The sequence below is a fragment of the Coleofasciculus sp. E2-BRE-01 genome (genome assembly GCF_040221695.1).
Lineage (GTDB): Bacteria > Cyanobacteriota > Cyanobacteriia > Cyanobacteriales > Coleofasciculaceae > Coleofasciculus.
On the sequence record NZ_JAVKEA010000051.1, the window covers coordinates 14,192 to 27,260 of the forward strand.

General features: G+C 46.5%; 11 protein-coding genes. 10 read left to right on the plus strand and 1 reads right to left on the minus strand.

Annotated elements, in window-relative coordinates; all coding sequences use genetic code 11:
* Window positions 1-388 precede the first annotated feature (388 nt).
* From RIG66_RS05705 to RIG66_RS05740, 8 genes are all read left to right on the plus strand, one after another.
* A complete protein-coding gene (locus RIG66_RS05705) occupies window positions 389-2,497 on the plus strand; it encodes a ShlB/FhaC/HecB family hemolysin secretion/activation protein (RefSeq protein ID WP_446376036.1) in 2,109 nt (702 codons plus the stop codon).
* 13 nt (window positions 2,498-2,510) lie between these two features.
* Entirely contained in the window at window positions 2,511-3,344 is an 834-nt protein-coding gene (locus RIG66_RS05710; RefSeq protein WP_446376038.1) for a sulfurtransferase, read from the plus strand.
* A gap of 385 nt (window positions 3,345-3,729) precedes the next feature.
* A complete protein-coding gene (locus RIG66_RS05715; protein WP_446376040.1) occupies window positions 3,730-4,890 on the plus strand; it encodes an RRXRR domain-containing protein in 1,161 nt (386 codons plus the stop codon).
* A gap of 499 nt (window positions 4,891-5,389) precedes the next feature.
* Window positions 5,390-5,908, plus strand: coding sequence for a LabA-like NYN domain-containing protein (locus RIG66_RS05720; protein ID WP_006101490.1), 519 nt, complete (start codon window positions 5,390-5,392; stop codon window positions 5,906-5,908).
* 70 nt (window positions 5,909-5,978) lie between these two features.
* A complete protein-coding gene (locus tag RIG66_RS05725; RefSeq protein ID WP_446376042.1) occupies window positions 5,979-7,598 on the plus strand; it encodes a 2-isopropylmalate synthase in 1,620 nt (539 codons plus the stop codon).
* A 158-nt stretch (window positions 7,599-7,756) separates the two neighbouring features.
* Entirely contained in the window at window positions 7,757-8,392 is a 636-nt protein-coding gene (locus RIG66_RS05730) for a Uma2 family endonuclease (protein WP_446376044.1), read from the plus strand.
* A gap of 52 nt (window positions 8,393-8,444) precedes the next feature.
* The gene (locus RIG66_RS05735) at window positions 8,445-9,296 is read left to right on the plus strand and encodes a hypothetical protein (RefSeq protein WP_446376046.1); all 852 of its coding nucleotides are present in this window, start codon (window positions 8,445-8,447) and stop codon (window positions 9,294-9,296) included.
* A gap of 373 nt (window positions 9,297-9,669) precedes the next feature.
* Entirely contained in the window at window positions 9,670-10,470 is an 801-nt protein-coding gene (locus RIG66_RS05740) for a class I SAM-dependent methyltransferase (RefSeq protein WP_446376048.1), read from the plus strand.
* Window positions 10,471-10,664: 194 nt separating this feature from the next.
* On the opposite strand, the gene RIG66_RS05745 is transcribed toward RIG66_RS05740, so the two are convergent.
* A complete protein-coding gene (locus RIG66_RS05745; protein WP_446376050.1) occupies window positions 10,665-10,901 on the minus strand; it encodes a hypothetical protein in 237 nt (78 codons plus the stop codon).
* Between the two features lie 454 nt (window positions 10,902-11,355).
* On the opposite strand from RIG66_RS05745, the gene RIG66_RS05750 reads away from it, so the two are divergent.
* Both RIG66_RS05750 and RIG66_RS05755 read left to right on the plus strand, forming a co-directional pair.
* The gene (locus tag RIG66_RS05750; RefSeq protein ID WP_446376052.1) at window positions 11,356-12,168 is read left to right on the plus strand and encodes a carbon-nitrogen hydrolase family protein; all 813 of its coding nucleotides are present in this window, start codon (window positions 11,356-11,358) and stop codon (window positions 12,166-12,168) included.
* Window positions 12,169-12,273: 105 nt separating this feature from the next.
* Window positions 12,274-12,978, plus strand: coding sequence for a pentapeptide repeat-containing protein (locus RIG66_RS05755; RefSeq protein ID WP_446376054.1), 705 nt, complete (start codon window positions 12,274-12,276; stop codon window positions 12,976-12,978).
* Window positions 12,979-13,069 lie beyond the last annotated feature (91 nt).

The following is a 13,069-nucleotide window of genomic DNA, read 5'->3' on the forward strand; positions in this document are numbered from 1 at the left end:
TCACATCAGGGGCTGAAAAGCAAATAGTAAGCTGATATCGCCAAGCGAGTCGCTTTAGATCAGTAGGTTGGTGGACATAACCCCAACTAGGTTAACTGTTGTAAACATTCCTCAAATCCTTACATAAACGTAGCTTGCTTCTCGCTCAAGCGAGTATGACTATCCCCGCCGTTAATTTTGATTTTTCCCACCTACTTAGTCGTACCACTCCGCCAAAGTCGCCAGTCTCCTAGGGTTTTACGACAGGAGCGAGACGATTAATGAGAATAGGTGTAGAATCTTTGCCATGCCTCACGACTAGTGGTCGATCGAACAGACGACTCTATTCATGAGCAACGATAATTACCTCACCATGTTTCTCGATAATTAGCCTCTTTATTTTTTATAAATGAACAAGATGATTGGTGTTAATTCCAACGGGCAAATTCTATTCACTTCTATAGCAGCATTGTGGGCGGCGTTTTGGCTAACTCCCTCGGTCAACGCTCAAACTCTGCCTATCCTCACAAACACTAAGTCTTCAGCCGATCAGGGCTTGTCTCTCACAAAGGCAGAAGATTCCATCAAGGCAGAAGGTAGGGAACAGAGGGCAGCAGGTAAGCAGTCAGGTGGCAAGATCGAAGGACATGATAACTGTTTAGGCGGACATGAGATCAGCCATTCAACCCTCAGTCAGGGCGGGTTTTGCCCAAACGTTACTATCTATAGGCAAACGACAGTCCCTAAACCTGCCCCTACAAACCAGGTTTCCGATGCACCTAGGGTTGGGTCAATACTCAACACCCAACACTCAACATTCAACGCTCAAGTTCCCGATCGCACCACTCCCCGTGACAGTCCCTCAATTCCTGAACTCCCTCCGCCTCAAGACATTGAGCCACCGCCTCCCTCAAGGCAACCAGAAGCCACACCCTCTCCCACACTACCTCCCCCCGAACAGCTTCTCGAACCCCCTGAATTTTCACCGACAACGCCGGAGACGCCTGAGGGTGTCACAAGCGAGCAAATTACGGTGAACCAATTTGAATTCATCGGTAACACCGCCTTTAGTGATGAAGAGTTAGCCAAAGTAACGGCGGAGTTCACCAATCGCCCGATTACCTTTGCTGAACTCCTAAATGCTAGAACGGCTGTCACCCAGTTGTACGTGGACAACGGCTATGCCACATCGGGTGCCTTTATTCCACCTCAACCCCTAACCCAAGACACCGTAACCATTGAAATTGTCGAAGGTGGAATTGAAGAGATTCAGGTGAATGGGCTGCGCCGTCTGCGTCCCAACTATGTGCGATCGCGGATTGCCGTGGCGAATCCCAAACCCCTGAATGTACCGCATTTACTAGAATCCCTGCGTCTTTTGCAACTCGATCCCCTGATTGAAAATGTCTCGGCTGAACTCTCAACGGGTTCTGGTCCGGGTACAAGCTTATTAATTGTCGATATTATCGAAGCCAACACTTGGAGTTACCAACTCGTTGCCAACAATGGACGTTCCCCTAGTGTGGGTAGCTTCCGACGTGGGGCGTCCATCACCCAAGCCAATTTACTCGGATTCGGTGATGGCGTAACCCTCAGCTATACCAACACCGATGGTAGCGACGAGATTGAATTTAACTATACCCTACCCGTTAATCCGCGTAATGGCACGGTTAGCTTTAGCTTTAGCAATACCTCCAGCGAGATTATTGAAGATCCATTTAACCTTCTCGATATCCAATCCGACTCCACCAGTTTTGACCTGACGTTTCGTCAACCCCTCCTGGAAACGCCAACCCAAGAATTGGCAGTGGGTTTAACCGCATCCCGACGCAATACCAAAACCGTTTTCTTAGAAGAGTTGGTGGGAGAAGAAGTGGGTTTCCCCTCGCTGGGTGCTGATGAGGATGGACGGATTCGGGTTTCAGCCCTACGATTCTTTCAAGAGTGGACTCAACGAGGGGCTAGTGAAGTCTTTGCCCTACGCTCTCAGTTTAATTTGGGTCTGGGTATCTTTGATGCCACAGTCAACGATGATGAGCCGGATAGTCGCTTCTTTTCCTGGCGGGGTCAAGCCCAGTGGGTAAGACTTTTAGCCCCGGATACATTACTGGTGCTTCGCGGTGATCTTCAACTGGCGGCTCAAGATTTGTTACCCGTTGAGCAGATTGGGTTAGGGGGTTTAGGGAGTGTGCGCGGCTATCGCCAAGATATTCGACTCACGGATAATGGTGCCTTTGCCTCGGCGGAGGTGCGGCTGCCCATTTTACGCATTCCTGAGTGGGACGGTATTTTGCAGGTTACTCCCTTTGTGGATGTTGGCACAACCTGGAATAACGGCGAGATCGAAGATCCTGACCCCAGTAGCTTGGCAGCGTTAGGGTTGGGACTACAATGGCAACAAGGCGATCGCATTACCGCTCGCTTAGATTGGGGGATTCCCCTGATTTCAGTCGATTCGGAGGATGATACTTGGCAAGAAAATGGCGTATATTTTTCGATAACGATTAATCCGTTTTGATAATTTTTATCTGATGACTGGTCATCCTTTTATTATTTCAACCCAATTTCTAAAAGAACACCTTGATGATCCGCCAGTGGTTGTCATTGATTGTCGTTTTGCCCTTGCTGATCCGCAACAGGGATATAAAGAGTATCAGACGAGTCACATTCCGGGAGCGTATTACTTGGATTTAAACCAAGATCTGTCTGCCCCTGTGGAACGTCATGGCGGGCGTCATCCCTTACCTGATCCCAACCGAATTGCCCAAAAACTTGCCGCGATTGGGGTCAGATTCGGTGACACCTTAGTCGTGGCTTATGATGATTCCCGTTTTGCGTTTGCGGCGCGTCTGTGGTGGTTACTGCGTTACCTGGGACACGATCGCGTCGCGGTACTGGATGGTGGCTGGGGCGCATGGCAATCTCAAGGGTATCCGGTAACTGATGCGATACCGGAACCTCAACCGGGGCAGTTTGTGCCGCAAGTGCGCTCTGACTGGGTGGTTGATATCAACGGGATCAAAACTCGGAAAGATTTACCTGAAGTGGCTTTGGTTGATTCACGGGCACGCGATCGCTATTTAGGAGAGCATGAACCGATTGACCCCGTTGCGGGACATATCCCTGGAGCGATTAATTACCCTTGGCAAGAGGTAACGAATGCTCAAAGCTATTTACACTCCCCTGATCAGCAAAAACAGCGATGGCAGGATATCCAAGATAAATCAGACATCATTGTCTATTGTGGCTCTGGAGTCACCGCCTGCGTGAATCTCTTATCTCTGGAATTAGCTGGAACGGGAAGGGGTAAGCTTTATGCCGGAAGTTGGAGCGACTGGTGTTCTTACTTAGGGTCTGCTGAATAAGTCTTGTGGTGGGGAGAGGGAATAGGGAATAGGGAATAGGGAACAGTAAAGAATGTCCTAGGCGTGACTTTCCTTATACCCCACGGTAGAATTATGCTTATATCAGTATGTTTAGGAAAAAATATGTAATATTATCACACTTGTTCATGAACCGCGCCTTACTTCGAGAAGACGCGGATTGGCAGAGGGAACCTGTCAGTAGAGACGCGCCATGGCGTGTCTGTACATGAATAGGGCATGAGTTGTTAGGGGATAACCACTTCTAAGCACTTCTCTAGCTTGGATTAAATGTAGGTTCAGGAATCTCTGAAAACTGGGTAAATCCAGGACACACCCTTATCAATGCCTTAAGAGACGTAAACATTTACACGAATGGATTATCTCTATGAATCGTGTTCCAGTAGTTAGCAAAGAAGGAAAACCACTGATGCCTACCAAGCCATCCAGGGCTAGACGGTGGGTCAAAGAAAGTAAGGCGGTGGGGAAGTGGTCAGACTTAGGGGTTTACTATGTTCAACTGACTTCACCGCTATCGGCAGAGGAAGTACAACCAATTACTGTTGGAGTCGATCCGGGTAAGTCCTACTCCGGTGTCGGTGTCCAGTCCGCTAAATGTACCCTGCTGCAATTGCACCTTATTCTTCCGTTTGGGCGGGTTAAAAAACGGATGGAAACCCGCGCCATGTTACGACGGTCTCGACGTTCTCGACGAATCAACAGGGATGTCCCGTTCAAACAACGTAACCATCGGCAATGCAGATTTGACAATCGCAAACAATGCAAACTTCCTCCATCCATTAAAGCCTCCCGGCAGTTGGAGTTACGGACAGTTACCGAATTAGCGGCTATCTTTCCGGTAACAGCGATTGGGTATGAACGGGTTAGAGCCGATGTAGATCAGACCAAACGCAAACGTGCCAAATCGGGCAAGGGCTTCTCCCCAGTGATGACAGGTCAGAATTGGGCAATATCCCAAATGGAAACAATCGCCCCCGTCTATGTCCGCGAAGGTTGGCAAAAGGATGGGAACGGTACATCCCAACTCCGAACCCAGCTAGGGTTAGAGAAGGACAAGATTAACAAGTCCATAGCCAAACCGGAAACCCATGCAGTTGATGGGGTGACGTTGGCTTGCGGGTATTTTGTCAGATATGTCCCGTTCACTGGCTCTAACTCCCAGGGTTACACCCATAAGGGTAGCGTTAACGTGACCCCTTCCCCTTTTAAAATCATCACCCGTCCTGGTGCGCCGCGTCGAGGGAAAGAGTATGGATTCTTCCGTCGTCAATTGCACTTTGAAGTCCCAGATAAGTCGGGAGTAAGGAAGCGTAAGGGTGGAACGATTACCCCGTTTGGTCTTAGGATTGGTGATTTGGTTAGAGCCGAAAAAGCCGGGAAAGTCTACATTGGCTACGTCAGCGGGTTTACCGATACCAAAAAGACTCAGAATTTTTCCGTTTGCGACTACACATGGAAACGTATTGGGCAATTTGCCCCCAGTAAAGTCGAGTTAATCAGGAGGCATAACGGTTTATGTGTAGCGTAAAAAGAGTTGGATGCCTCCATTCTTCCAGCATCCCGCTATCTCTCCCCATCTTGCTTACGCGCTACGCGCACGCAAGCGAACGCTGAAGATGGGGACTTCCGCGAACACGTTGACTTGAATGCAAGGAAGCTTGCTGTTACTGGCGATTCATCCCTAACTAACTCTGATCGGGTATAGTTGGGGATGAATCGCTGAATTCGATAAAGTACATCTACAGCTAATGGGTTGGTGTTATTCTCAAGCCTGAGAATAGCTTGAAGATAGCCCCCTGTCTACATCCTATAGAGTTGCTAAGGTTTTCTAAAGCAGAGAGAAATCTAGCGACAGGAGTTTCTTTGCCAGGGGATTGAACTTGGAGGTGAGAGAGTAAGAACATTTAGATAGCGCTAAAACGCTTAGGAATTACGCCGATAGACTAACTATCAGCCAATATTTAGATTAAAATTGCTAAAATAAGAAGTTCACTTAAATTTCCCAAAACTATTAGGTCTGAGTTTATATGCCTTGCTCGATGAACCGTATTTCTATTTTTGTTGATGGGAATAATATGTTCTATGCTCAACAAAAAAATGGCTGGTTCTTTGATCCAAAGCGGGTCTTAGAATATTTTAGAAAAGAACCCCATATTGTTCTGGTTAATGCATTTTGGTATACCGGATTAAAAGATCCCCAAGATCAGCGCGGATTTAGAGATGCCTTAATTAGCCTAGGTTACACCGTCCGAACTAAAATTTTAAAAGAGTATTATGATGATAGTTCGGGTCGCTACTCCCAAAAAGCTAATCTTGATATAGAAATTGTTGTTGATATGTTTAATACTGTAGAACAGTATGACCGAGTTATTCTGTTTAGTGGAGATGGTGATTTTGAACGGGCAATCGAGTTGCTGCGTTCAAAAAATACTCACATTACAGTCGTATCAACGGAAGGAATGATTGCTAGAGAATTAAGAAATGCTACAGATCGGTATATCGACTTAAATGATATACGTGATTATATCGAGAAAACGGATTCTTGATTAATCACACAAACTAGCCCTTATGATTTAACTCATTGAAGATTAACGAGTTCTGACTGGAGACAATCAAATGAACACACAACCCAATCGAATTATTATTTTTGATACCACGCTGCGCGATGGCGAACAGTGTCCTGGAGCCACATTAAATGTAGAGGAGAAACTGACGATCGCACGGCAACTAGCACGACTCGGTGTGGATGTGATTGAAGCGGGTTTCCCCTATGCCAGTGTCGGTGACTTTGACGCGGTGCAAAAGATTGCTCAAACCGTTGGCGTCGAGTCAGGACCGACAATTTGTGGGTTAGCCCGAGCCACTCGTCAGGATATCGAAGCCGCCGCCAAAGCCCTCAAACCTGCTGCCCATGGGCGAATTCATACATTTATCGCCACATCTGATATTCATCTAAAATATAAACTGAAAAAGACTCGACAAGACGTATTGGCGATCGCAGAGGAAATGGTAGCGTATGCCAAATCCTTTGTCGAGGATGTGGAGTTTTCCCCCGAAGACGCAGGGCGTTCTGATCCAGAGTTTCTCTACGAAGTGCTAGAACGTGCGATCGCGGCGGGGGCGACAACGGTGAATATTCCCGATACCGTAGGCTACACCACCCCCACTGAGTTTGGCGGATTGATTCGCGGGATTAAAGAAAATGTCCCCAATATCGACCAAGCGATTATCTCCGTTCATGGTCACAATGACCTAGGATTAGCCGTTGCCAACTTCCTGGAAGCGGTGAAAAATGGGGCGCGACAGTTAGAATGTACGATTAACGGCATTGGCGAACGGGCAGGAAATGCCGCCTTAGAAGAACTCGTCATGGCATTACACGTCCGGCGGCAATTTTACAACCCCTATTTGGGACGCCCTCCGGAGTCAGAGGAATCATTAACCAATATTGACACGCGCCAGATTTACAAAACCTCGCGGTTAGTCTCGAATTTAACCGGAATGTTAGTGCAACCGAATAAGGCAATTGTCGGTGCTAACGCCTTTGCCCACGAATCGGGAATTCACCAAGATGGCGTCCTCAAAAATAAGCTGACTTACGAAATCATGGATGCCAAGTTAATCGGTTTAACTGATAATCAGATTGTCTTGGGTAAGCATTCTGGGCGCAACGCCTTCCGCAGCCGCCTGAAGGAATTGGGGTTTGATCTGTCCGAGACGGAGTTGAATAAGGCATTTGTCCGGTTTAAAGAAGTGGCGGATAAGAAAAAAGAGGTATCGGATTGGGATTTAGAGGCACTGGTTAACGACGAAATCCGCCAAGTTCCCGAACTCTTCCATCTGGAATTAGTCCAGGTATCCTGTGGGGATCATGCTCGTCCCACGGCTACTGTAACCTTATGCACCCCAGAAGGTGAAGAATTGATGGATGCGGCGATTGGAACCGGTCCAGTGGATGCGGTATATAAAGCGATTAACCGGGTGGTGAATGTTCCCAACGAACTGATTGAATATTCGGTGCAGTCAGTGACAGCCGGGATTGACGCCCTAGGGGAAGTCACAATTCGGCTACGGTATAACAGTCGCGTTTTTTCCGGTCATGCTGCCAATACCGATATTATTGTGGCATCAGCCCAAGCCTATGTGAATGCCCTGAACCGACTCTATGGTTGGTTACAGGGGCAAGGTCAACAAGAGAGCGATCGCGAGACAGATAAAGCGGTAGCCTCAGTTTAATCCTCCTTACCAGATCCCTGACTTCTTGGAGAAGTCAGGGATCTAATTTATAATCCAGTCCGCGCAGGCGGACTTTGTTTGTGTAGCAGCGATTTTAATCGCCGTGGCTTCTTAAGTGGATTTGATATCATCAATTGCATCAATTGGAGCAAAATAGCTTGAGTGTCACTATTCCCATTCGCGCCATTAAACTAACTCCAGGTAGCACCATTCAGATTTCTGACGTATCTTGGCAAGACTTTGAACAAATTCTGACTGAATTAGGCGAACAACGGAACACTCGCATCGCCTACTACCAAGGCATTCTCTCAATCATGTCCCCTTTAGCCATTCATGAACGTCCCCATCGCATCATTGCCGATATTGTTAAAACGATTTTAGATAGCCAAGAGCGGGATTGGGAAGACTTTGGTTCGACAACCTTCAAACGTCCAGTTATTGCTGGTGTTGAACCCGATACCTGTCTCTATATCCAAAACGCCAACCGTGTTCAGGGTTGCACGATGATGGATTTGGATATTTACCCACCCCCTGATCTGGCTATTGAGTGTGATGTCACCTCAAAAACCACCCTTGACGCCTACGCCGCGTTACAAGTCCCAGAAGTTTGGATTTATCGTCATCACCAGCTTAGGATTTATATTTTCCACAATGGGGACTATAGTCTCTCAACAGAAACAGCCATCTTTCCTGATATGTCGATTACCGAACTGATTCCCCCATTGGTGCAACAAGCCATTGAACAAGGAACCAGTCGGATGCTGCGGGAATTGAGACGACAACTGGGTCGATAAGATTATAGAAAGAAACTCAAATCTTGCACTCGCGATCGCGATAATTCCAGCCATGTCTCCATTCTCTGTTGTATCAGGATACCGTCCCCAGGCTGAAGACACCAGTATAGAAACTGATCAGTTGACATTCCACTTACTCCGACAACGGACACCGGGCGATCGGTTGAAAATGGCAGCATCGCTGACAAAGAGCGCCCGTAAGCTGTCGTTGTGTTCTCTAAGCCAACAATTTGCACATCTTTCCCCAACCCAGTTCGCCCAAAAAATTGCCAAAGCGTGGTTACAAGACCATTGCCCTCCTAATTACATTCCCACCGTCAAGTCACAAATGTGGATTCAGGATTCGGTACAGTTAGCGGTTAAACTTCATCCCATTTTTACCGCCTTGTCCATTCCCTATTACATCACGGGTGGGATAGCAGCAATTGCTTACGGTGAACCCCGGACAACACAGGATTTAGATTTGGTTATCGGGATTTCTGCGACTGATATTGATCGCCTTACCGACGCCCTCAGCGAGTGTGGTTTTTATGTTCCTGGTGTTGATGATGTGAAATTAGGTCGGATGAGAACCCTGCAAATTACCGATATGGAGAGCATTAGTCGTGCTGATTTGCTGATAACCGGAACCGAGGAATTTGATCGCCTAAAGTTTGAGCGCCGACGGGTGATTGAGTTTGAAGACACGATGCTCTATTTTGCTTCTCCTGAAGATGTTATTTTAAGTAAACTCCGATGGAGGCAGGGTTCAGGTTCGGACAAGCAATGGCGTGATGTCTTGGCAGTCCTCAAGGTGCAAGGGGAACAACTTGATTTTGATTATTTATGGGAGTGGGCAGAAAATTTTGGTTTAACACTTGACCTAGACCGAGCTTTTACCGAAGCTGGCTTGTTTGGTTTTTGAGCTTCAGGGGTTCCCTGATTTCTTCTTTGTTTTCAGGGCGCGATCGCCATTTTTTTTACCGACAAAGGTGATATTATCCCAGGGCGACCCGAGTCAATTGAGTGGACAAAATTGGGCATTTGTGCAAGCGGGTCGCCCCTACAGGAGAATCAAAGGTGATGTACTCTCGATTCTATAGCAGTAGACACATCGATTAGGACTTTCGGCACCATTGTAGAGACGTTGCATGCAACGTCTCTACATAAATGATGTGTCCTAACAGCCATGGCGGTTGCTATATCTACCTTGCTCACCACCCTTCTTAAAATATGATCAGGTAGTATAAAATTTACCATGACAGATTCTTTTTCCTTCTAGATTGCTTACCCACAACATGATTGACGAAACTCTCAGCAAAGAACGCCAGTTTCATGATAACTGGGCAGCCGCCATTGATGTCGATGGCATTCGCGTGGCTGATTATTTTGAAGCCTGTACTGCCCCAGAAAACCGATTTATTCTGCAACAACTAGGCGATATTCGCGGTAAACGTCTCTTAGATTTAGGCTGTGGTGCAGGTGAAAATAGCGTTTATTTTGCCCAAAAAGGCGCGAATTGTGTCGCCGCTGACTATTCAGCCGGAATGGTAGACGTGGCGCTAAAATTAGCAGCGGCTAACGGCGTTAATATTGAGGGACACACAGCGAATGCTATGGCGCTGGATTTTGCCGACAATACGTTTGATATTGTTTATGCCTCCAATTTATTGCACCATATTCCTGATCCCAAAATCGCCCTAAAGGAAATGCACCGTGTTCTCAAACCTGGAGGAAAAGCCTGTTTTTGGGACCCGCTAAAGCATAATCCTGTGATTAATATTTATCGGCGTATGGCGACTGAAGTGCGTACCGATGATGAAATGCCCTTGGATATTAATATTATCAAGGTGGTTAAGTCTCTGTTTTCGCAAGTAAGCTATGATACCTTTTGGCTGGCAAGCCTTTGGATTTTCTTGCGATTCTATTTAATTGAAAAGGTTGATCCCAATCAGGAACGTTACTGGAAAAAGATTATTATCGAATATGAACGATTAAATCCGACGTATCGGCGGCTGGAGACAATTGATCAGAGTTTAAAAAAGATTCCTTTGATGAAACGGTTGGCGTGGAATATCGCTGTTGTCGCGACGAAGTAATTCCTGAAAAAATACATTCAGAATACAGATGACAAAAGGAAAAGAGTAAGGTAGCCAAATGACAGGAAACAATAACGGTTTCGGCGGATATGATATCATGAATCGAAATCAACCGAAAAATCTTAGCCTTAGCTAACCCAAATATATACTTTTTTGACCCTTTGCAACCCTCGATGGCAAGTTTTTAAACTTTGTCAAGACGCGATCGCGACCTCCTGGATACAGCTTCCTGGGGATAGTCCGGAAAAGAATCGTTCACGAGACTCTTGCCTAACCAAGCCTTCCATGACCGCTTGCTGCAATCGAATGAAGGCTTTCAAGTCTTCTGTGCCATAGTTTCTAGATAGGAGCTGGCGCAGTTGATTTTCCGATTCCAGGGTTAAATAACCGGTTAATAGCGCTTGTTGAGTAATTTCACAAATTAGATTCATTCCTTCTTGTCCTTCTTTAGATGTCTGTTCAAGATCAGGTGTATTTTATCACCAACTGTATCCAAATCTACGATTGCACTTCAATGGCAACCCAGGATTCTTATCGAAAAAGACGTACTCCTTAAGGGTTTGTTTCAAGGTTGCGCTGATACGCCCCACGTTTTTGATTAAAGATTACATTTATTTACAGAAAACCTTGACTCAGTTGACAAGTGCCTAACCTTATACTGAGTAAGTTAGCTAAATCATTATGTTTTGGGTATCCTTCTGAAGAAAGAATTAATCTAAGTTAGCTGTGACAAAAAGGCAGGATGCACCGAACCTGACCCAATACCTGCTCTCCCAGACGCGATCGCGCCAGTGCATCCAGGATTAATATGGCTGCCAACGGCGTTGCCTGGTATAGTTAATGGCAAAAACTTAAACTATAAAATCATTTCTACTCTTGCTACCGATGAAGTCTTATCTTGCCGCTGCTGTGCAAATGACAAGCTTGCCTGACCTAGAGAAGAATCTGGTTGAGGCAGAAACATTGATTGAATTGGCGGTGCGCCAAGGCGCTGAGCTGATTACTTTACCGGAAAATTTCTCGTTCCTCGGTAAAGAAGAAGACAAAGTGGCGCAAGCTGACGCGATCGCTCTCCAGAGTGAAAAATTCCTCAAAACCATGGCACAGCGCTTCCAAGTCACGCTGCTTGGGGGAGGATTTCCTGTGCCTGTAGACAATACAAAAGTTTACAACACCGCCTTGCTCATCGATCCCAATGGCGTCGAACTGGTGCGTTATCAAAAAGTTCACTTATTCGATGTGAATGTTCCCGATGGCAACACCTATCAAGAGTCGAGTACGGTGATGCCAGGGGATCAACTACCACCTGTTTGCCACTCTGAAGCATTGGGCAACTTAGGACTATCGGTGTGCTATGATGTTCGCTTCCCAGAACTTTACCGTCATTTAGCCTATAAAGGGGCTGACATTCTGTTTGTTCCGGCTGCCTTTACCGCGTATACGGGAAAAGATCATTGGCGAGTCCTACTCCAAGCACGAGCCATTGAAAACACCTGTTACGTGATTGCACCCGCCCAAACGGGACGTCATTACGCCATGCGTAAAACCCACGGTCACGCCATGATTGTTGACCCTTGGGGGGTGATCTTAGCCGATGCTGGCGATCAACCGGGTGTCGCGATCGCAGAAATTAATCCGACTCGCCTTGAACAAGTTCGCCGCCAGATGCCATCCCTAGAACATCGGGTTTTCATCTGATTGGTCATTGGTCTTATGTTTTTTGGATGTGAAGTGACCCAACAGGATTAGACAACTGGTTTTGCCGTAAAAATTTGTTAAGCCTAAATTTACAACATAAAACCTATGGATGCTACAGAAATTCGGTCGCGTTATGCCGCAGGTGAAAGAAATTTCCGCAGTGTCAATCTGATTGGTGCTGACCTAAACCAAGCTGACCTAAGTTATTCTGACTTGAGTGGTGCTAATCTAAGCGAAGCTAATTTGCAAGGTGCCAATCTAACGGGTGCAGATCTAATTTTTACCACCCTCAGTGATGCGGATTTGAGAGGGGCTAACTTGAGTGAGGCAAACCTGATTGGCGCCAAGATGGGTGTTGCTAACCTGAGCGAGGCAAATCTGATCGGTGCCAACTTAATCAGTGCAGAACTCAGTGGTGCTAACCTCAAGAGCGCCAGCCTGAGTCGCGCTTATCTGAGTGATGCAAGTTTAATTAAAGTGAACTTAAGCGACGCTAACTTAAGCGGTGCTAATCTAAGTATTACCAATCTCATCGGAGCGGATCTCAGTGGTGCTAACCTAATTAGTGCTGATCTCAATGGAGCTAACTTGATTGAAGCCAATCTCAGTGGTGCCAATTTAAGTGAAGCCAAATTGTATCGAGCCAACCTAGCTCATGCCAAGCTAAATGGAGCATTATTGTGTCATGCAGATCTGCGCGACGCCAACTTAGCTAGTGCGGATTTGACCGATGCCAATCTAGATCAAGCTAAGCTAGAAGGAACCTTGATCAGTTTGACTGGAGATTCCCAAACCAGTTCCGTGAGTTAGGATTCCGGTATCCTCTGGTTCGTGCTAAAACTTAGCATTGGGAAAAGCTCATTCAAGCTGAATTCCCAACAAACAAAACCTACCTACACCT

Coding starts and splice junctions, on each gene's coding strand:
- RIG66_RS05705 (WP_446376036.1), top strand. CDS start 389: ATGAACAAGATGATTGGTGTTAATTCCAACGGGCAAATTCTATTCACT.
- RIG66_RS05710 (WP_446376038.1), top strand. CDS start 2,511: ATGACTGGTCATCCTTTTATTATTTCAACCCAATTTCTAAAAGAACAC.
- RIG66_RS05715 (WP_446376040.1), top strand. CDS start 3,730: ATGAATCGTGTTCCAGTAGTTAGCAAAGAAGGAAAACCACTGATGCCT.
- RIG66_RS05720 (WP_006101490.1), top strand. CDS start 5,390: ATGCCTTGCTCGATGAACCGTATTTCTATTTTTGTTGATGGGAATAAT.
- RIG66_RS05725 (WP_446376042.1), top strand. CDS start 5,979: ATGAACACACAACCCAATCGAATTATTATTTTTGATACCACGCTGCGC.
- RIG66_RS05735 (WP_446376046.1), top strand. CDS start 8,445: ATGTCTCCATTCTCTGTTGTATCAGGATACCGTCCCCAGGCTGAAGAC.
- RIG66_RS05740 (WP_446376048.1), top strand. CDS start 9,670: ATGATTGACGAAACTCTCAGCAAAGAACGCCAGTTTCATGATAACTGG.
- RIG66_RS05745 (WP_446376050.1), bottom strand. CDS start 10,901: ATGAATCTAATTTGTGAAATTACTCAACAAGCGCTATTAACCGGTTAT.
- RIG66_RS05750 (WP_446376052.1), top strand. CDS start 11,356: ATGAAGTCTTATCTTGCCGCTGCTGTGCAAATGACAAGCTTGCCTGAC.
- RIG66_RS05755 (WP_446376054.1), top strand. CDS start 12,274: ATGGATGCTACAGAAATTCGGTCGCGTTATGCCGCAGGTGAAAGAAAT.